The following is a 26,190-nucleotide window of genomic DNA, read 5'->3' on the forward strand; positions in this document are numbered from 1 at the left end:
TGGGCGCCTGCCCCTGCCGAGCGACCGTCGGCGGCCGGGGGAGAGGCGGGAGCATGAGCACCTTCGACGTGAGCAACGGCGCGAACCGCCGGTCCGACGGCGTACCGGCGGACCGCGCGTCCTCCCGGCGCCGGGGCAACACCACCATCTCGGCCCCGGGCACGCCCAACCGGCGCAACACCGAGCTGGCGATGCTGGCCTTCGCGGTGGTGCTGCCGGTCCTCGCCTACGCCAACGTGGGCCTCGCGATGGACGACTCGCTGCCCGCCGGCATGCTCGGCTACGGCCTCGGCATGGGTGCGCTCGCCCTGATCGCGCACCTGCTGATGCGCCGCTTCGCCCCGTACGCCGACCCGCTGATGCTGCCGATCGCCACCCTGCTCAACGGGCTCGGCGTGGTGATGATCTGGCGCCTCGACAAGGCCGGGAAACTGCTGCACAACAACTACCCCGCGGCCGCCAACCAGCTGATGTGGTCGGGCCTCGGGGTGGCGTTCTTCATCTTCGTGATGATCTTCCTGAAGGACCACCGGGTCCTCCAGCGCTACACCTACATCTCGATGGCGGCGGCCCTGGTGCTGCTCGCGGCGCCGGCCTTCTTCCCGGCCCGCAAGGAGGACTTCGGCGCCAAGATCTGGATCCGGATGGGCGCCTTCTCGATCCAGCCCGGTGAGTTCGCCAAGATCATCCTCACCGTGTTCTTCGCCGGCTACCTGATGGTGAAGCGGGACGCGCTGGCCCTGGCCAGCCGCCGTTTCATGGGCCTCTACCTGCCGCGCGGCCGCGACCTCGGGCCGATCATCGTGATCTGGCTGCTCAGCCTGCTGATCCTGATCTTCGAGAACGACCTCGGCTCGTCCTTCCTCTACTTCGGCCTCTTCGTGGTGATGCTGTACGTCGCCACCGAGCGCACCAGCTGGATCGTCTTCGGCCTGCTGATGTCCGTGGGAGGCGCCGTCGCGGTCGCCTCGACCGCCAGCCACGTCAAGGTCCGCATCGACGCCTGGCTCGACCCGATGGCCGCCTTCTCGCCCAAGCCGCCCGTCGGCGCGACCGAACAGATCGGCCAGTCGCTGATGGCGCTGGGCTCCGGCGGGGTCACCGGCTCCGGTCTCGGCCAGGGCCGCTCCTGGCTGATCGACTTCGCCGCCAAGAGCGACTTCATCCTCGGCTCGTTCGGCGAGGAGCTCGGCCTCACCGGTCTGATGGCGATCTTCATGCTCTACGCCCTGCTGGTCCAGCGCGGCCTGCGCACCGCGGTCGCCGCCCGGGACCCGTTCGGCAAGCTCTTCGCCGTCGGCCTCTCCTCGGCGATGGCGCTCCAGGTCTTCGTGGTCGCCGGCGGCGTGACCGGTCTGATCCCGCTGACCGGTATGACCATGCCGTTCCTCGCCCAGGGCGGGTCATCGGTGGTCGCCAACTGGGCCCTGGTCGCGATCCTGCTGAAGATCAGCGACAACGCCCGCCGACCGGGGGTCGAGCCGTCGCCGACCCCGGAGATCCAGGGAGGACCCGTCTCGTGAACAAGCCGATCCGCCGGGTCTCGATCTTCTGCCTCGTGCTGATCCTGGCCCTGATGGTCCGCACCAACTGGGTGCAGGGGGTCCAGGCCGAATCCTGGGCCACCAACAAGAACAACAAGCGCCAGGAGTTCGACCGCTACGCCCACCCGCGCGGCAACATCATCGTCGGCGGGCAGCCGGTCACCTCCTCCGAGTTCGTCAACGGCCTGCGCTACAAGTACAAGCGCACCTGGATCGACGGCCCGATGTACGCGCCGGTCACCGGCTACACCTCGGCCTTCCAGAGCACCGGGCTGGAGAACCTGGAGGACGGCATCCTCTCCGGGACGGACGACCGGCTGTTCTTCCGCAACACCCTGGACATGCTGACCGGCGAGCCGAAGAAGGGCGGCGACGTCGTCACGACGATCAACGCCAAGGCGCAGAAGGCCGCCTTCGACGGCCTGGGCAACAAGAAGGGCGCCGTGGTCGCCCTCGACCCGCGCACCGGCGCCATCCTGGCCCTGGTCTCCACGCCCTCCTACGACCCGAGCACCTTCTCGGGCTTCGAGAAGTCCGACGGCGAGGCCTGGAACAACCTCAACGCGGACACCAACAAGCCGCTGCTCAACCGTGCGCTGCGCGAGACGTACCCGCCCGGCTCGACGTTCAAGCTGGTCACCGCGACCGCGGCGTTCGAGAACGGGATGTTCCAGAACATCGACGACACCACGCAGACCCCCGAGCCCTACACCCTGCCGGGCACCAAGACCGACCTGAAGAACGAGAGCCCCAACGAGCGCTGCGAGAACGCCACGCTCAAGTCGGCCATGGACCAGTCCTGCAACACCGTCTACGGCAAGATCGGCGTGGACCTCGGCCGGGACAAGATGCGGGCCCAGGCCGAGAAGTTCGGCTTCAACAGCACGGTGGACACCCCGGTCCGCTCCGAGAAGAGCCTCTACCCGAACGCCTCCACCCCGGACGGCACGGCGATGGACGCGATCGGCCAGCACGACACCCGGGCCACCCCGCTGCAGATGGCGATGGTCTCCGCCGCGATCGCCAACAACGGCTCGCTGATGCAGCCGTACCTGGTGGACCAGGAGCGGTCGGCCTCGCTGACCACGATCTCCAAGCACACCGAGAAGCAGTTCTCCCAGCCGATGAGCCCGGCCACCGCGCAGAAGCTGCAGGAGATGATGGTCTCCGTGGTCGAGAACGGCACCGGCAAGAACGCCCGGATCTCCGGCCTGCAGGTCGGCGGCAAGACCGGCACCGCCCAGCACGGCGAGGACAACGCCGGCCTGCCGTTCGCCTGGTTCACCTCGTTCGCCAAGACGACCGACGGCCAGTCGGTCGCGGTGGCGGTGGTGGTCGAGGACGGCTCCAACAACCGCGACGGGATCAGCGGCGGCCGGCTGGCCGCCCCGATCGCCAAGGCGGTGATGCAGGCCGCCCTCGGGAAGTAGCAGCGGCCGCCACGAGTGAGGGATATGTCACGATCGGCACCCCCGTACGGATACCGGTCTGGTATCGGCCGAGAGCTGACTCCGGTCCGGCGCGGTGCGACCGGTAGCGTATCCGCAAGCAGCGGGTGTGCCCGTTGCCGCCCGCGGGTCGCCGCAGGGTCCTGACCGCGAGAACCACCCGGGGCCGGGCCGGCGTCACTCAGGGCGTGCGGGGACACCTACGTCACAACCTCACCGGCGGGTGAGGGAGAGGGTCGGAACTATGGAAGAGCCTCGTCGCCTCGGCGGCAGGTACGAGCTCGGCGGCGTCCTCGGGCGCGGCGGCATGGCCGAGGTGTACCTCGCCCATGACACCCGGCTCGGCCGTTCCGTCGCAGTGAAGACGCTCCGGGCCGACATGGCCCGCGACCCGTCCTTCCAGGCCCGCTTCCGTCGTGAGGCGCAGTCCGCGGCATCCCTGAACCACCCCGCGATCGTCGCCGTGTACGACACCGGCGAGGACTACATCGACGGGATCTCGATCCCGTACATCGTGATGGAGTACGTCGAGGGCTCGACCCTGCGCGAGCTGCTGCACTCCGGGCGCCGGCTGCTGCCGGAGCGGGCGCTGGAGATGACCATCGGCATCCTGCAGGCCCTGGAGTACTCGCACCGGGCCGGCATCGTGCACCGCGACATCAAGCCCGCCAACGTCATGCTGACCCGGCAGGGCAACGTCAAGGTCATGGACTTCGGCATCGCCCGGGCGATGGGTGACGCCGGGATGACCATGACGCAGACCTCGGCCGTCATCGGCACCGCCCAGTACCTCTCCCCGGAGCAGGCCAAGGGCGAGCAGGTCGACGCCCGCTCGGACCTCTACTCCACCGGCTGCCTGCTGTACGAGCTGCTGACCGTGCGCCCGCCCTTCGTCGGCGACTCGCCGGTGGCGGTGGCGTACCAGCACGTCCGGGAGGAGCCGCAGCCGCCGTCCGTCTTCGATCCCGAGGTGCGCCCCGAGGTCGACGCGATCGTGCTGAAGGCGCTCGCCAAGGAGCGCGACTACCGCTACCAGACCGCCGACGAGATGCGCGACGACATCGAGCGCTTCCTCGACGGCCTGCCGGTGGCCGCCGCCCAGCAGGCCGCCGCCTACGGCATGGGCGGTGCGGCCGGGTACGGCTACGACCAGAACGGCTACCCGCAGCAGCACGACCCGTACGGCCAGACCAACGTGCTGCCGCAGCAGCCCGGCGGCGGCCAGACCACGGTGCTGCCGCAGGCCGGCGGCCAGCCCGGCTACGGCCAGCAGCCCGGCTACTCCGACGACGGCTACGGCCAGACCTACGCGGGCGGCCCGGGTGGCGGCGGCGAGGACGGCTACGGTCGCGCCTCCCGGCGCGGCGAGGAGCCGCCGAAGAAGAGCAACACCTCCTGGATCGTCCTGGCGGTGGCCGCCGTACTGGTCCTGGTCGGCACCTTCTTCGTCGCCCAGGCGATGTTCAGCGACAAGAAGGACGACAAGAAGGACGCGGCCAAGGTCAGCGCGCCGAACCTGGTGGGCAAGACGCTGGCGGAGGCCAAGACCGCCGGCCAGCAGGCCAAGCTGGTGGTGACCGAGGGCGAGAAGGTCGCCTGCCCCGACACCAACGTCAAGAAGGACCAGATCTGCGTCCAGAGCCCGGCGGCCGGCCAGCAGGTCGCCGAGGCCGGGACCATCACGGTGCAGCTCTCCTCCGGCCCGGCCAAGGCCACCATGCCGACCGTGACCGGCAAGACCAAGGAGCAGGCCACCAAGGCGCTCGCCGACGCCGGTTTCACCAACATCGCGCAGCCGGAGTACAAGGACGACGACAACGCTCCGCAGGAGACCGTCCTCGCCCAGGACCCGGCGGCCGGAGCGCCCGCCGACCCGAGCGCCCCGGTGAAGCTGACCGTCTCGCAGGGCAAGGCCAAGATCGCCGTGCCGAACGTGGTCGGCCAGCAGAAGGAGGCCGCGCAGGCCGCGCTGGAGACCGCCGGGTTCCAGGTCGACGCGTCGAAGACCACGCCGACCAACGACCCGAGCAAGATCAACACTGTCGCCTCGCAGCAGCCGGCGGGCGGCAAGGTCCCGGCCAACACGAAGATCGTGCTGACCGTCTTCAAGGCGCCGGACAAGGTCACCGTCCCACCGCTGCAGAACGTCACGGTCAAGGAGGCCACCAAGCAGCTGCAGGCGCTCGGCCTCGGCTACACACTGCTCGGCCCGCAGGACCCGAACGCACTGGTGACGGGCTCGATGCCGGGCGCAGGCTCCCAGGTGGACCCGAACACCTCGGTGACCCTGATGACGAAGGCGCCCGAGCCGACCAAAGGGGGCAACGACGGTCCCAACCCCTCGCCCTCCAACACCAAAGGGGGCAACCCCTAACCCGTGGTTCCCGTGGTTCTGAGCCGATGAGGCTCCGGACCCGCCCCGAGGGGCCCGCCGAAGCGGTTCACACCGGCTTCGACGGGCCCCTCGGGCGTTTCCCGGGCCTCCGCCCGCTCCAACCGTCCGGCCGGGGTACGGACGGGGCCGGTCGGGCACGGAACGGCCCCGAGACGGGCCTGGACGGCCCGCCACGGGGCCTGGCGGGGCATGTGGGTTCGGTGGGGCGCGGAGGCGCCGAACGGCCCCTCCGGGCCCTCCGGGAGCCCCGGCCCGGCAGTCACCGGAAGGGCGCGCCGGCCGGAGCCCGGCCGGCGGGAGGTCCTGCCGGGTGGCCGGGCACGCCCTAGGAGTGGCGCAGCTCGGCCGGCGGGGTGCGCTTGGCGTCCATGTCGTCCACCCGGACCAGGCTGCCCCAGACCGCCATCCGGTAGCGCGAGGTGTAGACCGGCGTGCAGGTGGTCAGCGTGATGTAGCGGCCGGGGGACTGGTAGCCGGAGCCCTTCGGCACGGGCGCGACGATGCCGGTGTCGTACTTGGACGTCTCGGCCAGGGTGCTGTCGACCCGGTAGACGTACCACTTGTCCTTGGTCTCGACGACGATCGCGTCGCCCTCGTGCACCGCGTCCAGGTCGTGGAACTTCGCCCCGTGGCCGTCCCGGTGCGCGGCCAGCGCGAAGTTGCCCGCGGCGTCCCACGGCATCGCCGCGCGGTACGGCTGCTCGTACACCCCGGCGACGCCCTCGGCCAGGGTGTCCGGATCGGTGCCCATCCGGATCAGCACCTGGTAGCCCCGGCCCATCGCCGGGACGTGCAGGAAGCCGACCCCGTCACCCGCCGCGTACGCCGGCCCGGACGCACCGGGGGACGGCGTGGCCGCCGGGCCGCCGGGGGGAGCGCTCGGGCCGGCCGCCCACGAGTCGCGCAGCCGGTCGGAGGCCCGCGCCGCCGCGGCGTCGGCCTCGACGTTGGTCCACCAGAGCGAGTAGGCGACGAAGAGTCCGAGGACCAGACCCAGGGTGATCAACAGCTCGCCGACCACCCCGACGACGGCCGCCGCCGGGCCGCGCCTGCGGTGCGGCCCGGCGGCGGGCCGCGGAAAGGCCTCGTCTGCCGCCGGCTCGGCCGTCTCGTCCTGCTGCTGCACTGCTGCTCCCCCTCGTGCCCTGTCCACACCGTCCGACGGCGGCGCCGCGGCCGGCCCCGGGTCCGCCGCCGCAGCCCGGACCCGACGGCCGGCCGTCAGCCGGCCGTGAGCGAGGTCGGCTTGCCCTGGCTGCGCGGCCGTTCCTCGATCATCTTCCCAAAGAGGATCAAGCGCGCCTTCGAGCTGAACTCCGGCGTGCAGGTGGTCAGCGTGATGTACCGGCCGGGCTGGGTGAAGCCGGAGCCGTTGGGCACCGGCTTGATCACGCTCACGTTCGACGGCGGGGTCTCCGGGATACCCCCGGTGACCTCGTACGTGTAGTACGCGGTCGCGGTCTCCACCACGATCTTGTCGCCCTTGCCGAGCTGGTTGATGTGCCGGAAGGGCTCGCCGTGGGTGTTGCGGTGCGCGGCCAGCGCGAAGTTCCCCTGCTTGTCGGCCGGCATGCCGGTGCCGGTGTAGTGGCCGACCAGGCCCTTGTCGAGCACCGAGGTCTTGGCGGTGCCCTCGGCGATCGGGAACTTCAGGCCCAGCTTCGGCAGGTGGATGATCGCGAAGCCCTTGCCGGGCTCGAAGGTCTCCGGCTTGGCCGGGTCCGGCGCCGGCTGCCCGGGCGCCCCGGGCGCCGGCTGGGCCGCGTCGAACTGCTGCTCCAGCCGGTTGCGGGCGCCGTCGGCGGCCGCATCGGCCTGCACGTTGGTCCACCAGAGCTGGTACGACACGAACAGCAGCATCACCAGGCCGAGCGTGATGCAGAACTCGCCCACGAACCGGGCGCCGACGACGAGCGCCGACTCCTTGGGCCGCGACCGCTCGCCCGCCGCCCCGCGACCGCTCGCCCGGCGGCGTCCGCTGCCCGAGCGCACCGACATCCGGCCCTGCGCGGCCCGGCGGCGCTCGGCGCGGCCGCCGGTCGGCGGCCGGTCCACGGCCGGCGGCGGGACGCGCAGCTGGATGGTCTGGTCGGCCGGCCAGGAGGGGTCCGGCTGGTCCGCGGCCGCGGTGCCGTCCGGCCCCGCCTGAAGCGGTTGCCCGGCCGGCTCGTAGACGCCCCAGCCGTCGTCGGCGCCGCGCCCGGGCCGCTGCGGGGTCCGGTCCTGCTGGACGGGCCGGGTCGGCTGCTCCTCGCGGGCGGGGTAGCCGGCGTACTGCTCCTGGTGCCGGTACTGGCCGTGCTGCAGGTACGCGTCGTCCGCGGCGTGCCGGCCCTGCCGGTGCTCCTGCTGCTGCGGGTGGCCCCCGTCCTGGGCGCCCTGGCCGGCCTGGCCCCCGTGCCCGGCCTGGCCGTAGTGGCCGTACTGGCCGTACTGGCCGTGTTCCCCGGGCTGCCCGGACTGGCCGTACGACCCGTCCCGGCCGTACCCCCCGCCGCCCAGCGGGTCCGCCCCCGGCTGGAAGCGTCCCTCCGGACGCACCGCGGTCACGTCGCTCAGCCCCGGCCGATCACCGGGGCGAGCCCGGCCGAACGCCCGACGGCCTGCGGATCACCGCACTCGGCCAGCCAGTTGGCGAGCATCCGGTGCCCGCCCTCGGTGAGCACCGACTCGGGGTGGAACTGCACGCCCTCGACCAGCAGCTCGCGGTGGCGCAGCCCCATGATCACGCCGCTCTCGGTCCGGGCAGTGACGACCAGCTCCTCCGGCACGGTCGCCGGCTCGACCGCCAGCGAGTGGTAGCGGGTGGCGGTGAGCGGCGAGGGCAGGCCCTCGAAGACCCCGCCGTCCTCGTGCTCCACCAGCGAGGTCTTGCCGTGCAGCAGCTCCGGCGCCCGGCCGACCACCGCGCCGTACGCGACCGCGATCGACTGCAGGCCCAGGCAGACGCCGAAGACCGGCAGCCCGATCCGCGCGCAGTGGTGCACCATCTCGATACAGACCCCGGCCTCCTCGGGCGCGCCCGGACCGGGGGAGAGCAGCACTCCGTCGAAGCCCGTGCCGCCGTCGCGGCGCACCGCGTGCTCGACCGTCACCTCGTCGTTGCGCACCACCTCGCAGGTGGCGCCCAGCTGGTAGAGGTACTGGACCAGGTTGAAGACGAAGCTGTCGTAGTTGTCGACGACCAGGATGCGGGGAGGGCTCGGCTGGGAGCTCATGAGCGTGCGGTCTCCGTGGGGTGCGGGGCTGGGGGAGGAACGGGGCCGACGGATCAGCCCGCGGCGCCTTCGCCGCCGTCCACTGTGACGTCGCCGAAGGGGAGGAGCGGTTCCGCCCACGGGAAGACGTACGTGAACAGGAGGTAGACCACGCCCAGTACGAGAAGCAGCGAGATGAGGGCCCGGACCAGGGTGTTCCCCGGGAGGTGACGCCAGATCCAGCCGTACATGGTGCTCCCTCTGCGTGACGGACTGGGGTAAGAGTAGACCGGCGGTCGCGGGCCGTGGGGCGGGCTTCCCCCTTCCGGCGTCCTCGTACGACCCGGCCCGCCCCGATCCGGTGCGAATCGTCGGACCCGCCCGGCGTGCGTCATCCGGGAGACACGCCTAGGGCTGCCCGCCCGCCGAGCGCAGGTCGGTCGTGCCGGAGTAGCCGGGCACCGCGAGGTCGCCGCTCTCCTGCACCTTCCAGCCCAGCCCGTACGCCTGGACGTACCGCAGGTAGTTGCGGATCGTCGGATCCGTCTCCACGGCCGCCCGCAGGGCGTCGGTCCGGCCGACCGCCTTGACGACGTAGGGCGGCGAGTAGACCCGGCCCTGGAGCAGCAGGGTGTTCCCGACGCAGCGGACGGCGCTGGTGGAGATCAGCCGCTGGTCCATCACCTGGACGCCCGCGGCACCCCCGCGCCACAGCGCGTTCACCACGGCCTGGATGTCCTGCTGGTGGATGACCAGGTCGTTGACGCCGGGCTCGGGCACCCCGGGGATGCGCGCGGTGGCGTTCGGCGGGGCGTCGTTGAGGGTGACGGTCAGGCCGGGGCCCTGCAGCGGCTCCAGCGCGGCGGCGTCCCGGAGGACGTCCTGCCGGGCGGTGTCGGCGGGGTTGCCGCCCTGCTGCTCGGTGAGCTCCTGCGAGCGGGCCTGGAGGTCGGCGAGCTGCGCCTGGGCCTGCTGGTTCTGGGAGCTGCGCTGACGTATCACGTCGCCGAGGCTGAGCAGCGAGTTGTCGGTGCGCAGGTCGGTGCCGCGGGCGGTCTGCGCGCTGACGTAGAAGAGCAGACCCGCGAGCGCGAAGACGGCGCAGGTCAGGGCACGGCCGACAATTCGGATGCCGGTGGCAGGGGTGCGGGACGGCTGAGGGGGAATCGACAAATTAGGCACCGTACCCTTATCTACTTCAGACCCGCCGAGCCACTACGCTAACGGACGCCGGTGGCACGTGCGGGTGCGGACCCCATAGCGTTCTCCACAGCCGCCGGCCGCCTCACCCCCGCTGAACCCCTGCGCGGTCTCACAGCGCATCGACAGGAGAGCCCCTCGTGCCGAAGTCTCGACTCCGCAAGAAGTCCGACTACACCCCGCCGACCACGGCCACGGTGAAGATCAGTTCGGGCCGCGGCTGGGTTGCCCCGTTGATGCTGGCCCTCTTCCTGGTCGGCCTGGTGTGGATCGTCACCTACTACGTGACCAGTGGCAGCTGGCCGGTCGAGAGCTGGCACAACTGGAACATCCTGGTCGGCTTCGGCTTCATCGCGGCGGGGTTCGGCGTCTCCACCCAGTGGAAGTGACGCCGGGGATCCACCCCTGAGCGCGTTCGGCCGCCCCGGAGGGACCTCCCCCCGAGGCGGCGGTCCGACGTGTCCGGGCACGGCGGTCGACCCGCCGTGGACCGGGCCCGCCCGTCGTGCGTGGACATCGCCGGCCGGTTATCCCGCTATCCCGCTTATCCACACGGTTATCCACACTGGGGAAAAGTCGCCGCAGCCTGTGGATAACTTGCACCCCGGGCGCTTTCCACACCATCGTGCGGTGTCCCCCGAATGCCGAATAAGCACAGTGGGACACGCGTAGAACAGCAGTCCACAGGTGGCTCCCCCAACCGGCTGTGCACAGCACCCCACCCGCTGTGGACAAACGTCCGAGGCCCTCAGGCGCCGTAGCGGGCCATCCCCACCAGGACCATCAGCAGCACCAGGCCGGCCATGCCCGCCACCGTCAGCGACTGCACCAGCGTCCGGTGCTCCCGCGGGGCGTACATCAGCCCGACCGCGGTCAGTGCCCCGGCGACCAGCCCGCCGACGTGCGCGCGCCAGTCGATGCCGGCCACCGAGAACGTGATGACCAGGTTGAACACCAGCAGCGCGACCACCGGGCCGAGCGGCGTCCTGGTCCGCCTGAACATGACCACCGTGGCGCCGAGCAGGCCGAAGAGGGCGCCGGAGGCCCCCAGCGAGTTCATGAAGCCGCCGGCCACCAGGAACGCGAACGCGCTGCCCGCCAGGCCGGAGAGCAGGTAGACGGCCAGGAAGCGGATCCGGCCGAGCGCCGCCTCCAGCGAGGGGCCGATCACCCAGAGCATCACCATGTTGGTGCCGATGTGCCAGAGCTGGACGTGCAGGAAGGTCGCGGTCAGCAGCCGGTACCACTGGTCCGGGCCGGCCGCGACGCCGTACGGGTAACCGGTGATCTGCGGACCGACGCTGAACAGCGAGAGGTCCTCCGCCAGCCAGGGCTTGAGCACGTAGGCGGCGAGCAGGAAGACCACCAGGTTGATGCCGATCAAGGCCTTGGTGACCAGCGCACCGTCCGCGGTCAGCTGTCCGCCGAACCGGGTGGTCGCCTGTCGCACCTCGCGGCCGGCACCCCGGACGCACTCCGGACAGTGGAAGCCCACCGACGCGCTCACCATGCACTGCGGACAGATCGGCCGGCCGCACCGGGAACAGCCGATGCCGGTCTCCTGGTCCGGGTGCCGGTAGCAGCGCGCCGGGCCGGCCCCGCCATCGGGCCGCGGGGTGTGGTCCGTCGGCGGCCTGGGCTCGTCCGGGAGCATCAGTGGTTTCCCCTTCTCGCACGGTCTCGCACGGTCTCGCGCGCCTGCATCGCGACCACGGGGGCGCCCCGCCGAACGGGGGACCACCGGGATCGCCAGCGTACTGCGGCGCGATCGGCGGCGGGGGCGCCCCGACCGGCCGGCTCCCCACCCGCCGCGCCCCCTCCCGCACCGCCCGCCGCACCGCGTACGGCCCACTCCGGAGTGCTGCCGGACAAATCAGGATGCATGATCAGGATTCAGGTGGATATGTGCATATAGGACGCCACCAGGAGGAGAGACTCGTGACCCGTTTGGACACAGCTCGTGAGACGGCCGGCAGGACCCGGGACACCCTCGCGCCCTACGCCGTCACCGCCAAGGAGACCGCGGTGCACTTCGCGGACGGCGCGAGGCAGCGGCTGGGCCCCGCCGTGGACGCCCTGGGCCCGAAGGCCGCCCACGCCGCCCAGAGCGCTCGCGTCCAGTACGACAGGCACATCGCTCCCCAGCTCGGTCACGCCTTCGCCAGCCTGCCGCCCGACGCCCAGCAGAACGTCCTGAAGACCCTGCACCGCGCCCAGGAGGCCGCACTGGCGGCGAAGCTCAACGCGGCCCGCGCCACCGAGCAGGCCCGGTCCACCGTCGGCCCGCGGATCGCCCAGGCGGTCGACGACGCCCGCTCCGCCGTCGTGCCGGTCGCCCAGGAGGCGCAGACCCGCGGCGCCGCGGCGGTGGCCGCCCTGCAGGGCCACGTGACCGCCGCCGAGATCAACGAGCTCGCGGCCAAGAACGTCCGGAGGGAGCACCGCAACGCCTGGGCCACCGGCCTGGCCGTGGCCGGCGCCGTCGCGATCGGCAGCGGCGTCGTGATCTGGCAGTGGTGGCGCCACCACAGCAATCCCGAGTGGCTGGTGGAGCCCCCGACCGACACCTCCGCCCCGCCCCGCCCCACCGGTGCCCACGCCGCCGGTACGGGCGCCACCGGCGGCTCGGGTGACGCCGGCGGCACGGTGAACGGCTCCCCGTCCGGCTCCGACCCCGAGACGTCGGGCGAGGAGACCTCGGGCGGCGGTGCCGGTCCCGGATCGGAGGCCGGCACCCCCGCCCCCAAGCCGGGCCCGCCGCCCGGCAAGCCCGCCCCGGACGACGGCCGCCCCAAGCCGCACGACCCGCGCAAGCCGCACTGACCGGTCCGCCCGCACCGGGCGCACCGGGACGCAGAACGGCGATCGGCCGCTGACCCGGATTCGGGTCAGCGGCCGATCGCCGTTCGAACTGTGGAGCTTAGGAGACTCGAACTCCTGACATCTGCCTTGCAAAGGCAGCGCTCTACCAACTGAGCTAAAGCCCCGGGGCGGCACCACGCGTACCGCCGGGCACTAGCGTACCGGGTTCCGGCGGGATTCCCACGCCCGATCCGGCACCTGGTGCCCGGACGGCGCGCGGGAACCCGGTGGACCGGCCGCTCGACCGGCCCACCGGGCCCGGGAGACGCCGTGCGGCGCCTCCGAAGATCGTCGATCGTCAGATCGTCCGGGGCCTCAGCGACCGGCCGGAACCGGGTCGGTGGCCTCGGTCCACAGGTCCTGCTCGGCGCGGTCCGCCTGGACCTGACGGTAGACAAAGAAGCCGCCGAGGGCGACCAGGGCGACCAGGAGAAGCTTCTTCACCGCGGGACCTCGTCCTTCTTGCGTAGCGGACTCAGCAGCCGTGCTCCGGCCGGATTGGCCGGGCCGACGAGTCCATGAATTGTTTCGAGCACAAACGGGCGGCCGGGTGCCAGACTGCCCTTGCGGCCGATGATACACACCGGTGTCCCAATCGTGACCAGCCCACCGCTGCCTCCAACCAAGCCGTCCGGTCGAAGGATTGACGCCGCACCTTCTGTCGTACGGTCGGCCCGGCCGGGACCGCACGGCCGGAGCTCCCGGGACGGTCGCGGTCCCGGGCGCACCACCACGGCCTTTCCGGCCGCGAGGTCCACCCGCGTCCGCGACGGCGCGCCCTCGCGCTCCTCGTCGCGCGGCATCCGCGTGCTGTGCCGCCCGTCGGGCTCGGGCTGCCCGCCGGCCGCGAACTGCGCGTGCGGCCGCACACCGCCGCTCTCCGCCGGCGCCCCCACCTCCTACAACCCCCGGGCGGCGGGCAGGGTTCCGGCGGCGGGCCCGGGAACGCCGAAGGGCCCGGAGCGAGATCGCTCCGGGCCCTTCGCGGTGGTGGGCCTAACAGGACTTGAACCTGTGGCCTCTTCCTTATCAGGGAAGCGCTCTAACCGTCTGAGCTATAGGCCCTTGCCGCACTGAAAGATTAGCGGACCGACGGCCGATCTCCAAAATCCGAATCGGCCGGGGCTGCGGCGGGGCCCTGCTGGTGAGGCGTGGTGGCGGAGCGGCGCAGCAGCCACTCCTCCCGGCTGGCGGGCAGCTGGGAGGCACCGTCGGGACCGGTCCGGACGGCCAGGATCTGGTTCACCCCGATCCGGTTCTCCTCGAAGGCGAGCGCGGAGGCCGCCATGTAGAGCCGCCAGACCCGGGCCCGGCCGCGGCCTACCAACCGGACCGCCTCCGCCCAGCGCGCCTCCAGGTTGGCCACCCACTCGCGCAGGGTCAGCCCGTAGTGCTCGCGCAGCGACTCGACGTCGCGGACCTCGAAGCCGGCCTCCTCCAGCCGGGCCACGGTGGAACCGACCGGGGAGAGCTCGCCGTCCGGGAAGACGTAGCGGTCGATGAACGGGCTGGGGCGGTACGCCTCGCCGGGGTGCGAGGGGCGGCGGGCGATCTGGTGGTTGAGCAGCCGTCCGCCGGGCGCCAGCAGCCGGTACAGGCCCTCGGCGTAGACCCGGTACTGCTCGGTGCCGACGTGCTCGGCCATCCCGACGCTGGAGATCGCGTCGAACGGGCCGTCCAGGACCTCCCGGTAGTCCTGGAGCCGGATCTCCACCCGGTCGGCCAGCCCGGCCTCCGCGACCCGCGCGCGGGCCAGTGCGACCTGCTCGGCCGAGATCGAGACGCCGACCGCCGTGACGCCGTAGTGCCGCGCCGCGTGCAGCACCAGCGAGCCCCAGCCGCAGCCGACGTCCAGCAGGCGCATCCCGGGGCGCAGGCCCAGCTTTCGGCAGATCAGGTCGAGCTTGGCCTCCTGCGCCGCCTCCAGGCTCTTGGCCGCGGGCTCCCAGTAGGCGCAGGAGTACACCATCGACGGACCCAGGACGAGACCGTAGAAGTCGTTCCCGACGTCGTAGTGGTGGCTGATGGCCGCGCGGTCGCGGCTGCGGCTGTGCCGCCGCCCCGGGGCCGCCCTGGCCTCCTCGGCCGGCGGGGACGGGTCCGGGCCCAGCGCGCCGGCCCGCAGCAGGGCCTTCACCGCCCTGCGGCCCCGGGGGCCGACGACGTCGGCCGGCCTCAGCCGGAGCCGGCGGATCTCCGGGCGCTCGGCGAAGTGCGCGACGGCCGTCAGCACCTCGTAGAGGTCGGTGCCGGGGGCGAGTTCGAGGTCCCCGGAGACGTAGGCGCGGGCCAGGCCCAGCTCGCCCGGTTGCCAGAGCAGGCGGCGCAGCGCGCGGCGGTTGCGCAGCACCAGGGTCGGCGCCCCGGGCGGGCCGGCCACGCTGCCGTCCCACGCCTGCACCCGCAGCGGCACCGGGACCCCCAGGAGCCCTTCCAGGGCCTCGACCAGTTGCCTTGCGAGCTGAGCCATCGCGCGCCTCCGTCCAGCCGTACCAGCACAGCCGTACCTGCCCCGGGCCCGCGGACCGGAGCGGCCCGCGGCAGTCGGAAGCTCGGAACGAGCGCATCCAGCTAATCCCACCGCGGTGGAGGCCGATTCCGGCGGCGCGCCGCGGGGGTTCGGCTGTCACCCGAATGCCGACGGGCCCCGCAGGCTGCAACAGCCTGCGGGGCCCGCCCATTCCGTCCGGGGACGGAGAACTGACCAGGGGTCAGCCGCCCGTCGGGGCGGTCGGAGCCGGTCGTGCGGTGGCCGCGGTCAGTCCTCCTCGGCCAGGGTCAGCTCGATGCCGCCGGTGAAGCCGGCCGCCGCGTTGTAGATGAACGCCGAGAGCGTGGACAGCGCGGTCAGCAGCACGATGTCGACGACCGCGATCAGCGAGGTGAAGGTCATCACCTTGCCGAAGCCGACGTAGTCCATCAGGTTGATGCCGCTGTTCGGGGCCTCGCCGGCGGTGACCTCCAGGAGGGTCTTGCTCAGCGAGTCGAAGACGCCAAGCGAGTCCAGCGTCATCCACAGCACCGCGGCCGCCACGATGATGATGATCCCGACCGCCACCGAGAGCAGGAAGCTGACCTTCATCACCGACCACGGGTCGGCCTTGGTCACCCGCAGCCGGGCCTTGCGGGTCCGGCCGAGGCCGACACCGCCGGAGCTCGGCGCGGGTCGCCGCGCGGCGCCGCCCGGGACGGGCGTCCCGCCGGGCGGCGTGTTGCCGCTCACCCGGGTGCCGCGGGCCGGCGTCGGCTGGCCCTTCGCGTACGTGGTCGGCTGCGAGAAGCCGCCCGCGCCCGGCGCCGGCGTGTTCGGCGGCGGCGTCGGCTGGCCGCCGTAGGTCGCCCCACCGCCCTGGCCCGCCGCACCGACCGGTGGCATCAGCGAGGTGGACGCGGAGGGGTGCTCGGCCGGGGGCTGCGGCACCCCGTACCCCCCGCCGCCCTGTGCTGCGCCCGGACGGCCGCCGGTGGCTCCTCCCGCAGCACCCGTGGCTCCACTCACCTGGTCCTCCCGCACTTCCCGCCAGGGCGGCGGCACCGCCCTGCGTCGTCACTCGTCATCCAGCGCCCGGCGGGATTGCCCGGAACTGGTCGGCGGCCGGTACCGACGCGCCGTTACGGACGCGACGGTACCGGCCTACGGCGTAGCGGTCAGGCCTGGGCCTCTCCGCCGTCCGCCGTCTCCGTACCCTCGGCCACGGAGGACTCGGCGACTGCCACCTCGTCCTCCGCCGACTCCTCGTCCTCGGCCTCCGCCTCGGCGTTGCGGGCCATGCCCACGACCGCGTCGCGCTTCCCGAGGTTGATCAGTTGGACGCCCATGGTGTCACGTCCGGTTTCACGAACCTCGGAAACCCTCGTGCGGATGACCCCACCCGAGAGGGTGATCGCCATGATCTCGTCGCTGTCGTCCACCACCAGGGCGCCGACCAGCGAGCCCCGGCCCTCGACGATCTTCGCCGCCTTGGTTCCGTAGCCGCCACGCCCCTGGACACGGTACTCGTCCACGCCGGTGCGCTTGGCGTACCCGCCGTCGGTGGCCGTGAAGACGTAGGTGCCGGGCCGGACCACGTTCATCGAGAGCAGCTCGTCGTCCTCGCGGAAGGCCATGCCCTTGACGCCGGAGGTGGCGCGGCCGGTGGGCCGCAGCGCCTCGTCGGTGGCGGTGAACCGGATCGACTGGGCCTTCTTGGAGACCAGCAGCAGGTCGTCCTCGGCGGAGACCAGCTCGGCGCCGATCAGCTCGTCGTCCCGGCCCTCCTCGTCCTGCCGCAGGTTGATCGCGATCAGGCCGCCGGAGCGCGGGGAGTCGTAGTCCTTCAGCGGGGACTTCTTCACCAGGCCGGCCCGGGTGGCGAGGACCAGGTAGGGCTTGTCCTCGTAGGTGCGGACCGCCATCACCTGGGCGATGTGCTCCTCCGGCTGGAAGGCCAGCAGGTTGGCCACGTGCTGGCCCCGGGCGTCGCGCCCGGCGTCCGGCAGTTCGTAGCCCTTGGCGCGGTAGACCCGGCCCTTGTTGGTGAAGAACAGGATCCAGTTGTGGGTCGTCGTCACGAAGAAGTGGTCGACGATGTCGTCCTGCTTCAGCTGCGCCCCGCGCACGCCCTTGCCGCCGCGCTTCTGCGAGCGGTAGAGGTCGGAGCGGGTCCGCTTGACGTAGCCGCCACGGGTGATCGTGACGACGATGTCCTCCTCGGCGATGAGGTCCTCGATGGAGAGGTCGCCGTCGGAGGGGATGAGGGTGGAGCGCCGCTCGTCGCCGTACTTGTCGACGATCGCGGTGAGCTCCTCGGCGATGATCGCGCGCTGGCGCTCCGGGGAGACCAGGATCGCGTTGTACTCGTCGATCTTGCGCTGCAGCTCGTCGTGCTCGTCGGTGATCCGCTGGCGCTCCAGGGCGGCCAGGCGGCGCAGCTGCATCTCCAGGATGGCGTTGGCCTGGAGCTCGTCGATCGAGAGCAGGCCCATCAGACCGGTGCGGGCGGCGTCGGCGCTCTCCGAGGCCCGGATCAGCGCGATCACCTCGTCGATCACGTCCAGGGCACGGAGCAGCGCGCGCAGGATGTGCGCCCGCTCCTCGGCCTTGCGCAGCCGGAAGGTGGTGCGGCGGACGATGACCTCGACCTGGTGGTTGACCCAGTGCCGGATGAAGGCGTCCAGCGACAGGGTGCGCGGCACGCCGTCCACCAGGGCCAGCATGTTGGCACCGAAGTTGGTCTGCAGGTCGGTGTGCTTGTAGAGGTTGTTCAGCACGACCTTGGCGACGGCGTCGCGCTTGAGCACGATCACCAGGCGCTGGCCGGTGCGCGAGGAGGACTCGTCGCGGACGTCGGCGATGCCGGCGATCCTGCCGTCCTTGACCAGGTCGGCGATCTTCAGCGCGAGGTTGTCCGGGTTCACCTGGTACGGCAGCTCGGTGATCACCAGGCACTGACGGCCCTGGATCTCCTCGACCTCGACCACCGCGCGCATGGTGATCGAGCCGCGCCCGGTGCGGTACGCCTCATCGATCCCGCGGCGGCCGACGATCAGGGCGCCGGTCGGGAAGTCCGGGCCCTTGATCCGCTCGATCAGGGCCTCCAGCAGCTCCTCGTTGGGGGCGTCCGGGTGCTCCAGCGCCCAGAGCGCGCCGGAGGCGACCTCGCGGAGGTTGTGCGGCGGGATGTTGGTGGCCATGCCGACCGCGATGCCGGTGGCACCGTTGATCAGCAGGTTCGGGATGCGCGACGGCAGGACGGTGGGCTCCTGCGAGCGGCCGTCGTAGTTCGGCGCGAAGTCGACGGTCTCCTCGTCGATGTCGCGCATCATCTCCATGGCCAGCGGCATCATCTTGCACTCGGTGTAGCGCATGGCCGCGGCCGGGTCGTTGCCCGGGGATCCGAAGTTGCCGTTGCCGTCCACCAGCGGCATCCGCAGCGACCACGGCTGGGCCAGGCGGACCACGGTGTCGTAGATCGAGGTGTCACCGTGCGGGTGGTAGTTGCCCATGACGTCGCCGACGACGCGGGCGCACTTGTAGTAGCCCTTCTCGGGGCGGTACCCGCCGTCGTACATCGCGTAGAGCACGCGGCGGTGCACCGGCTTGAGGCCGTCGCGCACCTCGGGCAGCGCGCGACTCACGATCACGCTCATCGCGTAGTCGAGGTACGAGCGCTGCATCTCGGTCTCGAGCTCGATCGGCTCGACCCGCATGGCGACCGCGGAGGCGGCCTCGGGGGTCTCGGGCTGCTCGCCTTCGGGACGGTTGTCGTCGACCACTGGTGGTCAGTTTCCTTTCACGCGGACTGGTACGTGCGGGGCCTGCGGACAGGCGTCGTCACACGTCCAGGAAGCGGACGTCCTTGGCGTTGCGCTGGATGAAGGAACGGCGGGCCTCGACGTCCTCGCCCATCAGGACGGAGAACAGGTCGTCGGCGCGGGCGGCGTCCTCCAGGGTGACCTGGAGCAGCAGGCGGTGGGCCTGGTCCATGGTGGTGACCCGGAGCTCCTCGGCGTTCATCTCGCCGAGACCCTTGAACCGCTGGATCGCGTCGTCCTTCGGCAGCCGGCGCCCGGCGGCCACACCGGCCGCGATCACGGCGTCGCGCTCACGGTCGGAGTAGACGTACTCGAAGTCGTCCTTGCCCCACTTGATCTTGTACAGCGGGGGCATGGCGAGGTAGACGTACCCGGCCTCGACGAGCGGCCGCATGAAGCGGAACAGCAGCGTGAGCAGCAGGGTGCGGATGTGCTGTCCGTCGACGTCGGCGTCCGCCATCAGGACGATCTTGTGATAGCGGAGCTTGGACTCGTCGTAGTCCTCCTGGATGCCGCAGCCGAAGGCCGAGATCAGCGCCTGGACCTCGGTGTTCTGCAGGACCTTGTCGATCCGGGCCTTCTCGACGTTCAGGATCTTGCCGCGGATCGGCAGGATGGCCTGGGTGCGCGGGTCGCGGCCCTGCTTGGCGGAGCCGCCGGCGGAGTCACCCTCGACGATGAAGATCTCGCACTCGGACGGGTCCTTGGACTGGCAGTCGCTCAGCTTGCCCGGCAGCGAGGCGGATTCCAGCAGGCCCTTGCGGCGGGTCAGGTCGCGGGCCTTGCGGGCGGCGACGCGCGCGGTGGCGGCCTGGATGGACTTGCGGATGATGTCCGCGGCCTCGTTGGGGTTGCGGTCCAGCCAGTCGTTCAGGTGCTCGTGGACCACCTTCTGGACGAAGGTCTTCGCCTCCGTGTTGCCCAGCTTGTCCTTGGTCTGGCCCTCGAACTGCGGCTCGCCGAGCTTGACCGAGATGATCGCGGTCAGGCCCTCGCGGATGTCCTCGCCGGAGAGGTTGTCGTCCTTCTCGCGGAGCAGCTTCTTGTCCCGCGCGTAGCGGTTGACCAGACCGGTCAGCGCGGCGCGGAAGCCCTCCTCGTGGGTACCGCCGCCGTGCGTGTGGATGGTGTTGGCGAAGCTGTAGACGCTCTCGGTGTAGGAGGAGTTCCACTGCATCGCGATCTCCACCGAGATCGACTTGTCCTTGTCCTCCGCCTCGAAGTCGATGACCGAGGGGTGGATCACCTCGCCCTTGCGGGAGTTGAGGTGGGTGACGAAGTCGGCGATGCCGCCGTCGTACTTGTAGGTGACGGAGAGCGGGTTGCCCTCCTCGTCGGCGTGCTCCGGGCGCTCGTCGGTCAGCGCGATGGTCAGGCCCTTGTTGAGGAACGCCATCTCCTGGAACCGCCGGGAGAGCGTCTCGAAGGAGTAGACCGTCGTCTCGAAGATGTCCGGGTCGGCCCAGAAGGTCACGCTGGTACCGGTCCGGTCGCTGGCCTCGTTCTTGGCCAGCGACGCGGTCGGCGCGCCCATCTTGTAGTCCTGCGTCCAGCGGTGGCCCTCGGTGTGGATCTCCACCGCCAGCCGGGTGGAGAGCGCGTTCACCACCGAGACGCCGACGCCGTGCAGACCGCCGGAGACCGCGTACCCGCCGCCGCCGAACTTTCCGCCCGCGTGCAGGACGGTGAGCACGACCTCGACGGCCGGCTTCTCCTGCCCGGGGACGATGCCGACCGGGATGCCGCGGCCGTTGTCGACCACCCGCACGCCGCCGTCCGCGAGGATCGTGACGTCGATGGTGTCCGCGTGCCCGGCCATGGCCTCGTCGACGGAGTTGTCCACGACCTCCTGCACCAGGTGGTGCAGGCCACGCTCACCGGTCGAGCCGATGTACATGCCGGGACGCTTGCGGACGGCGTCGAGGCCCTCCAGCACCTGGATGTTGCTGGCGTTGTAGGACTTCTCGCCCTGGTCGGTCTGGTCTGGGGTCTGGCTGGGGTTGCCGGAATCGGCCACGAAGCGCCCTCTCTGGCACAGCACGGGCCGCATCCCCGCCCCGTGTGGGCGGGCGTGCGACCACGGCGTTTCGACTCGGTTGCCACTAGCAACAGTGTTTGGCTCTCAGTCTACCGGTACGACTGACAGAGATGGGCGTTTGGCAGCCCCTGAGGGCAGATATGCCGCCCTGAATCCCCTCTGCACATGTCCCGATACTCGACCCGGGGGCCCAGGGCGCCTGGAAGGGCCGTCAGCGGTTCCGGAGGATCCTGGTCCGCTCGCCGCCCGGCCGACTCCGCTCAGCCCCAGGTGTCGCCCGGACCCTTGCTCCCGGGCGCGCGCAGCCGCCCGTAGCCGCGGGCCGGCGCCGCCGGGCCCAGGACCTTGATGGTCCGCACTGTGCCGTGCCCCAGCTCGTGGTTCAGGCGGGCAATCAACTGCCTTGCCAGCCAGCGGAGTTGGGTAGCCCATGCGGTGGAGTCGCACTGCACCGTGAGCACCGCGGCGGTCTCGTCGTACGAGGTGGGAGAGCAGTGCGCGGCGATGTCCGGGCCGACGATCTGCGGCCAGCGGCCCATCACCCCGCCGACCGCCGCCGAGGACTCCCAGCCGCGCTCGGTCAGCAGCCGGTTCAGCGCGGCGCCCAGCGGCACCGGGTCACGGCCGTCGGAGCGCGCCCCGCTGCGCAGACCGGTCCGCTTCGCCTCGCGCTTCTCCCGGACCTGCTCGCCGCGCTGTCGCGCCTGGGCCCGGGCCGCCCGCAGCGCCGAGCGGGCCAGGTCGGCCCCGGTCGGCTCGGCGACGCCAGGCCGGGGGGACTGCTCGGCCGGCTCGCTCACGGCGATCTCCTATCCCCAGGCTGTGGACAACGGTGAGCCGTCCAGCGTACGGGAGCGGACGGAGGGCGGGCGGCCCGGGCGCGGGCGGGGCGCCGGCGGGCCCGGTGCGGAAGAGGGGTGGGCCGGCAGCGGTCAGGCGTCGACGCGGCGCACGGCGCCGTCGGAGACCGCGTACCGGGCGCCGGCCAGCGCCTTCGGCACGTCCTCCGCCACCGCGGCGGTGACCAGCACCTGCTCGCCGTCGGCCACCAGCTCGGCCAGCCGGTCCCGCCGGGTGGCGTCCAGCTCGGCGAAGACGTCGTCGAGGATCAGCACCGGCTCGCCACCGTCGGCGCGCAGCAGTTCGTACGAGGCCAGCCGCAGCGCCAGCGCGTACGACCAGGACTCGCCGTGGCTGGCGTAGCCCTTGGCGGGCAGCGGGCCGAGCCTGAGCACCAGCTCGTCGCGGTGCGGGCCGACCAGGGTCAGCCCGCGCTCGACCTCCTGCCGGCGGACCGCCTGGAGAGCCTGGAGCAGCTGCTCCTCGGCCTGCTCGCGGCTGGTCGGCAGCTCGCCCTCGAAGGAGCTGCGGTACTCCAGCACGGTCTCCCCGCCACCGGGCGCGAGCTGCCCGTAGGCGGCCGTCACCAGCGGCTGGAGGGCGGACACCAGCTGGATCCGGAACGCGGTGAGCTCGGCCCCGGCGCGGGCCAGGTGGCCGTCCCAGACCTCCAGCGTGGAGAGGTCCGCGCCCTTGCCGCCGCCGGCCCGGCGGGCCATCGCAGCGGTCTTCAGCAGGGCGTTGCGCTGCTTGAGCACGCGCTCGTAGTCCTGCCGGACCCCGGCCAGCCGGGGGGCGCGGGCGGTCAGCAGCTCGTCCAGGAAACGGCGCCGCTCCCCCGGATCGCCCTTGACCAGCGCGAGGTCCTCGGGGGCGAAGAGCACGGTGCGCAGCACGCCCAGCACGTCCCGCGGGCGGACGTTGTCCGAACGGTTGATCCGGGCGCGGTTGGCCTTGCCGGGGGTGATCTCCAGCTCGACCAGGGTGGTCCTGGTGCCGGCCACCACCGAGGTGCGGATCACCGCCCGCTCGGCGCCGAGACGGATCAGCGGCGCGTCGGTGGCCACCCGGTGGCTGCCCAGGGTGGCGACGTAACCGATCGCCTCGACCAGGTTGGTCTTGCCCTGCCCGTTGGGACCGACGAAGGCCGTCACCCCGGGGTCGAGGGGCACCTCGACCCCGGCGTACGACCGGAAGTCCGCGAGCGACAGGTGCGCGACGTGCATGGCTGTGGACTGCGCTCGCCTTCTGTGACGGTGCCCGCCGGGGGACGGAGACCGTCCCCCGGCCGGTTGTGGACTTACTTCGACTCGACCGCGTGACCGCCGAACTGGTTGCGCAGCGCGGCGATCATCTTCATCTGCGGCGAGTCCTCCTGACGGGAGGCGAACCGGGCGAAGAGCGAGGCGGTGATGGCCGGCAGCGGGACGGCGTGGTCGATCGCGGCCTCGACGGTCCAGCGGCCCTCGCCCGAGTCGGCGGCCCAGCCCTTGAGCTTGGCCAGGTGCTCGTCGTCGTCCAGGGCACGGACGGCGAGGTCCAGCAGCCAGGAGCGGATGACGGTGCCCTCCTGCCAGCTGCGGAAGACCTCGCGCACGTCGGTCACCTCGGGAGCGGCCTCCAGCAGCTCCCAGCCCTCGGCGAAGGCCTGCATCATGGCGTACTCGATGCCGTTGTGGACCATCTTGGCGAAGTGGCCCGCACCCACGGCGCCCGCGTGCACCGAGCCGAAGTCCCCCTCGGGCTTGAGCGCGTCGAAGACCGGCTTCACCCGGGCGACGTGCTCGGCGTTGCCGCCGTACATCAGCGCGTAGCCGTTCTCCAGGCCCCAGACGCCGCCGGAGACGCCGCAGTCGACGAACCCGATGCCCTTGGCCGCCAGCGTCTCGGCGTGCTTCACGTCGTCGGTCCAGCGGGAGTTGCCGCCGTCGACCACCACGTCGCCGGGGGAGAGCAGTTCGGCCAGCTCGTCCACGGTCGCCTGGGTGGCGGCGCCGGCCGGGACCATGACCCACACCACGCGCGGGCCCTGCAGCTTGGTGATCAGCTGCTGCAGGCTCTCGACGTCGGAGATGTCCGGGTTGCGGTCGTAGCCGATGACGGTGTGGCCGGCGCGGCGGATCCGCTCGCGCATGTTGCCGCCCATCTTGCCGAGACCGATGAGGCCGAGCTCCATGACCAAGTCCTTACTTTGGTGACGTGCCTGCCGGCGGCGCCGTTGCCGCACAGCCTGAGCCTACGCGCTGAAGTACGAGGGCCTCCCCCGGTCGGAGCCCGACCGGGGGAGGCCGTCCACAGGCTGTGCACAGCCTGTGGGTAACGCGGAGGGGATCAGCCTGAGAGGCGGACCGGCATGATCAGGTACTGGTAGGCCTCGTCCGCCTCGCTGTCCACCGCGGCCTTGCCGCTCAGCAGGGCCGGCTTGGTCGGCGTGGTGAAGCTCAGCTGGGCGTAGGCGGAGTCGATGGCCTTGAGGCCCTCTTCCAGGTAGCCCGGGTTGAAGGCGATCGAGATGTCGTCACCCTCAAGGTCGGCGTCGATCCGCTCGGTGGCCTGGGCGTCGTCGCCCGAGCCGGCCTCCAGGGTCAGCACGCCCTGCTCGAAGTTGAGCCGGACCGGGGTGTTGCGCTCGGCGACCAGCGAGACGCGCTTCAGCGCCTCCAGGAAGGGCTGGGTCTGGATCGCGGCGACCGCGCTGAACTCGGTCGGGAAGAGGCTGCGGAACTTGGGGAACTCGCCCTCCAGCAGCCGGGTGGTGGTGCGGCGGCCGGCGCCCTCGAAACCGATCAGGCCCTCGCCCGCGCCGCCCGACGAGAGCGCGATCGAGACGTTGTCGCCGCTGCCGAGGGACTTGGCGATGTCCTGCAGGGTCTTGGCCGGCACCAGGGCGACCGCGGAGACGTCCTGCTGCTCGGGCTTCCACAGGAGCTCGCGGACGGCGAAGCGGTAGCGGTCGGTGGCGGCCAGGGTGATCCGGTCGCCCTCGATCTCGACCCGCACGCCGGTGAGCACCGGGAGGGTGTCGTCGCGGCCGGCGGCCACGGCGGCCTGGCTGACCGCGGAGGCGAAGACGTCGCCCGGGACGGTTCCGGTCGCGGTGGGCATCTGGGGCAGGGCCGGGTACTCGTCCACCGGGAGGGTGGGGAGGGTGAACCGGGAGCTGCCGCACACCACACTGACCCGCTGGCCGTCGGTGGAGATCTCCACAGGCCTGTTGGGAAGGTTGCGCGAGATGTCGTTGAGCAGCCGGCCGGAGACCAGCACGGTGCCGGCCTCCTCGATGTCGGCCTCCAGCTCGACCCGGGCCGAGACCTCGTAGTCGAAGCCGGACAGCGCCAGGCTGCCGTCCTGCGCCGTCAGCAGCAGGCCGGCCAGCACCGGCACCGGCGGCCGTGCCGGGAGGCTGCGGGCAGCCCAGGCCACCGCCTCCGCGAGGACGTCACGCTCCACCCGGAACTTCACCGGTAACCGCCTCCTGGATCGAGCGCTCCCGCTCGCACGTCTGGTTCTTCTGATCTTGATCGTCGCTGCGGCTGTCCGTCGAGCTCTGCCGCTCCGCTTCCAGTCGCCGAGGACAGTCTGACGTACTCCACCGACAGACGGGGCAGACGGGCGGAAGCAACCCGAACGGATGTCGGGTCGCGGTTGTCCACAGATTTCGCCCCCAGCCGCTTTTGAACGAGGCGATGGGTCTATAGGTGTAGTGGTAGTAGTAGGGCCTGTGGAAACCGTGGATAACCCCGTTTCCGCAGGTCAGACCTCATTTTTTGTCCACAGTGCGTGTGGACGGCGGCTGTGGACGGACAGGGCCCGCTGTGGACAGCGGAGCGTTACCCACAGCCCACCGTGGGTATCCACAGGTTTTCCCCAGCGCTGTCCCCAGATCCTGGCACGGTTATCCACGGGAGCCGGTCAACATTTCGTGACGCCTTTCACACCGGAGCATGAACGCCGCCCCAAGGTTGTCGAACTGTGGACGCTCCTGTGGACAACCTGGGGATAACCCGATCGGCCCTGGGGACAACCGGTGGACAACCCGAACGGCCCACTGACGGGGTGTCGATTGTCCACACCCTGTGGATAACCGTTGTGCACAAGCCCACAGGCATCTGACCTGCGCGGAAGAGCGTAGCGGCGGGCGGCCTGTGGAGGAATTCTGGATAACTCCGGACTCCCCGGCCTGTGGACGACGGGGAAGGGGTTCCGGCTGTGGACAACGGCCCGCTGCGCCGATCGGGTTCGAATGCCCGGTCAGATGTTCGGCGCGACCTGTGGACTGGCGGAGCGTCCGTCGTCGACAACCCTGCCCAGCGAATCGCGGACCCACACCTGTGGATATGCGGAAAGGGCGTCAGGATCACTCCTGACGCCC

General features: G+C 71.5%; 21 protein-coding genes and 2 tRNA genes. 5 read left to right on the forward strand and 18 right to left on the reverse strand.

Annotated elements, in window-relative coordinates; genetic code table 11:
• The first annotated feature begins 53 nt into the window (after positions 1 to 53).
• From ACF9IK_RS17530 to pknB, 3 genes are all read left to right on the forward strand, one after another.
• Complete coding sequence (locus ACF9IK_RS17530; RefSeq protein WP_395295137.1) at positions 54 to 1,523, forward strand: FtsW/RodA/SpoVE family cell cycle protein; 1,470 nt, start codon at positions 54 to 56, stop codon at positions 1,521 to 1,523.
• Positions 1,520 to 2,974: a peptidoglycan D,D-transpeptidase FtsI family protein gene (locus ACF9IK_RS17535; protein WP_395295138.1), complete on the forward strand. Its 1,455-nt coding sequence runs from the start codon at positions 1,520 to 1,522 to the stop codon at positions 2,972 to 2,974. Before ACF9IK_RS17530 ends, ACF9IK_RS17535 begins: the two co-directional genes overlap by 4 nt.
• A 262-nt stretch (positions 2,975 to 3,236) precedes the next feature.
• On the forward strand, positions 3,237 to 5,366 hold the full coding sequence (gene pknB / locus ACF9IK_RS17540; protein WP_395295139.1) for a Stk1 family PASTA domain-containing Ser/Thr kinase: 2,130 nt from the start codon (positions 3,237 to 3,239) through the stop codon (positions 5,364 to 5,366).
• A gap of 346 nt (positions 5,367 to 5,712) precedes the next feature.
• On the opposite strand, the gene ACF9IK_RS17545 is transcribed toward pknB, so the two are convergent.
• The 5 genes from ACF9IK_RS17545 to ACF9IK_RS17565 form a co-directional block, all read right to left on the reverse strand.
• Positions 5,713 to 6,513, reverse strand: a complete 801-nt coding sequence (locus ACF9IK_RS17545) for a class E sortase (protein ID WP_395295140.1) — start codon at positions 6,511 to 6,513, stop codon at positions 5,713 to 5,715.
• A 95-nt stretch (positions 6,514 to 6,608) separates the two neighbouring features.
• Positions 6,609 to 7,937 (reverse strand): class E sortase, encoded by a 1,329-nt coding sequence (locus ACF9IK_RS17550; protein WP_395295141.1) that lies wholly within the window; start codon positions 7,935 to 7,937, stop codon positions 6,609 to 6,611.
• Positions 7,938 to 7,942: 5 nt separating this feature from the next.
• Positions 7,943 to 8,605 carry an aminodeoxychorismate/anthranilate synthase component II gene (locus tag ACF9IK_RS17555; RefSeq protein ID WP_395295142.1) on the reverse strand — a complete coding sequence of 221 codons (663 nt, stop codon included), beginning with the start codon at positions 8,603 to 8,605 and terminating at the stop codon, positions 7,943 to 7,945.
• A gap of 53 nt (positions 8,606 to 8,658) precedes the next feature.
• Positions 8,659 to 8,835, reverse strand: coding sequence for a hypothetical protein (locus tag ACF9IK_RS17560; protein WP_238860502.1), 177 nt, complete (start codon positions 8,833 to 8,835; stop codon positions 8,659 to 8,661).
• Between the two features lie 157 nt (positions 8,836 to 8,992).
• A complete protein-coding gene (locus tag ACF9IK_RS17565; RefSeq protein ID WP_395298604.1) occupies positions 8,993 to 9,751 on the reverse strand; it encodes a DUF881 domain-containing protein in 759 nt (252 codons plus the stop codon).
• Positions 9,752 to 9,924: 173 nt separating this feature from the next.
• Here ACF9IK_RS17565 and crgA point away from each other — a divergent pair, with 173 nt between their 5' ends.
• Positions 9,925 to 10,173: a cell division protein CrgA gene (crgA, locus tag ACF9IK_RS17570; protein WP_313764744.1), complete on the forward strand. Its 249-nt coding sequence runs from the start codon at positions 9,925 to 9,927 to the stop codon at positions 10,171 to 10,173.
• A gap of 359 nt (positions 10,174 to 10,532) precedes the next feature.
• Here the strand turns inward: crgA and ACF9IK_RS17575 are convergent, their stop codons facing one another.
• Positions 10,533 to 11,438, reverse strand: a complete 906-nt coding sequence (locus tag ACF9IK_RS17575; protein WP_395295143.1) for a rhomboid family intramembrane serine protease — start codon at positions 11,436 to 11,438, stop codon at positions 10,533 to 10,535.
• A gap of 284 nt (positions 11,439 to 11,722) precedes the next feature.
• Between ACF9IK_RS17575 and ACF9IK_RS17580 the strand changes: the two genes are divergently transcribed.
• Positions 11,723 to 12,607, forward strand: coding sequence for a DUF5324 family protein (locus tag ACF9IK_RS17580; protein WP_395295144.1), 885 nt, complete (start codon positions 11,723 to 11,725; stop codon positions 12,605 to 12,607).
• 91 nt (positions 12,608 to 12,698) lie between these two features.
• Here ACF9IK_RS17580 and ACF9IK_RS17585 read toward each other — a convergent pair.
• From ACF9IK_RS17585 to dnaN, 12 genes are all read right to left on the reverse strand, one after another.
• Positions 12,699 to 12,771, reverse strand: a tRNA-Ala gene (locus ACF9IK_RS17585).
• Between the two features lie 190 nt (positions 12,772 to 12,961).
• Positions 12,962 to 13,090: a DLW-39 family protein gene (locus ACF9IK_RS17590; RefSeq protein ID WP_014137031.1), complete on the reverse strand. Its 129-nt coding sequence runs from the start codon at positions 13,088 to 13,090 to the stop codon at positions 12,962 to 12,964.
• On the reverse strand, positions 13,087 to 13,542 hold the full coding sequence (locus ACF9IK_RS17595) for a DUF6191 domain-containing protein (RefSeq protein ID WP_395295145.1): 456 nt from the start codon (positions 13,540 to 13,542) through the stop codon (positions 13,087 to 13,089). The genes ACF9IK_RS17590 and ACF9IK_RS17595 overlap by 4 nt, the downstream gene beginning before the upstream one ends.
• Positions 13,543 to 13,634: 92 nt before the next feature.
• Positions 13,635 to 13,711 (reverse strand) — tRNA-Ile (locus ACF9IK_RS17600).
• 16 nt (positions 13,712 to 13,727) lie between these two features.
• Positions 13,728 to 15,116 carry a class I SAM-dependent methyltransferase gene (locus tag ACF9IK_RS17605; RefSeq protein ID WP_395295146.1) on the reverse strand — a complete coding sequence of 463 codons (1,389 nt, stop codon included), beginning with the start codon at positions 15,114 to 15,116 and terminating at the stop codon, positions 13,728 to 13,730.
• Positions 15,117 to 15,404: 288 nt separating this feature from the next.
• Complete coding sequence (locus ACF9IK_RS17610; protein ID WP_395295147.1) at positions 15,405 to 16,067, reverse strand: DUF3566 domain-containing protein; 663 nt, start codon at positions 16,065 to 16,067, stop codon at positions 15,405 to 15,407.
• 227 nt (positions 16,068 to 16,294) lie between these two features.
• Positions 16,295 to 18,835, reverse strand: coding sequence for a DNA gyrase subunit A (gene gyrA, locus ACF9IK_RS17615; RefSeq protein ID WP_395298605.1), 2,541 nt, complete (start codon positions 18,833 to 18,835; stop codon positions 16,295 to 16,297).
• 124 nt (positions 18,836 to 18,959) lie between these two features.
• Entirely contained in the window at positions 18,960 to 20,981 is a 2,022-nt protein-coding gene (gyrB, locus tag ACF9IK_RS17620; RefSeq protein ID WP_395295148.1) for a DNA topoisomerase (ATP-hydrolyzing) subunit B, read from the reverse strand.
• Between the two features lie 257 nt (positions 20,982 to 21,238).
• The gene (locus ACF9IK_RS17625) at positions 21,239 to 21,778 is read right to left on the reverse strand and encodes a DUF721 domain-containing protein (RefSeq protein ID WP_395295149.1); all 540 of its coding nucleotides are present in this window, start codon (positions 21,776 to 21,778) and stop codon (positions 21,239 to 21,241) included.
• 132 nt (positions 21,779 to 21,910) lie between these two features.
• Positions 21,911 to 23,044 carry a DNA replication/repair protein RecF gene (gene recF / locus ACF9IK_RS17630; protein ID WP_395295150.1) on the reverse strand — a complete coding sequence of 378 codons (1,134 nt, stop codon included), beginning with the start codon at positions 23,042 to 23,044 and terminating at the stop codon, positions 21,911 to 21,913.
• A gap of 74 nt (positions 23,045 to 23,118) precedes the next feature.
• A complete protein-coding gene (gene gnd / locus ACF9IK_RS17635; RefSeq protein WP_395295151.1) occupies positions 23,119 to 24,045 on the reverse strand; it encodes a phosphogluconate dehydrogenase (NAD(+)-dependent, decarboxylating) in 927 nt (308 codons plus the stop codon).
• Between the two features lie 104 nt (positions 24,046 to 24,149).
• On the reverse strand, positions 24,150 to 25,280 hold the full coding sequence (gene dnaN, locus ACF9IK_RS17640; RefSeq protein ID WP_395295152.1) for a DNA polymerase III subunit beta: 1,131 nt from the start codon (positions 25,278 to 25,280) through the stop codon (positions 24,150 to 24,152).
• Positions 25,281 to 26,190: the final 910 nt, after the last annotated feature.

The organism is Kitasatospora hibisci (assembly GCF_043950205.1).
Classification (GTDB): Bacteria; Actinomycetota; Actinomycetes; order Streptomycetales; family Streptomycetaceae; genus Kitasatospora; species Kitasatospora hibisci.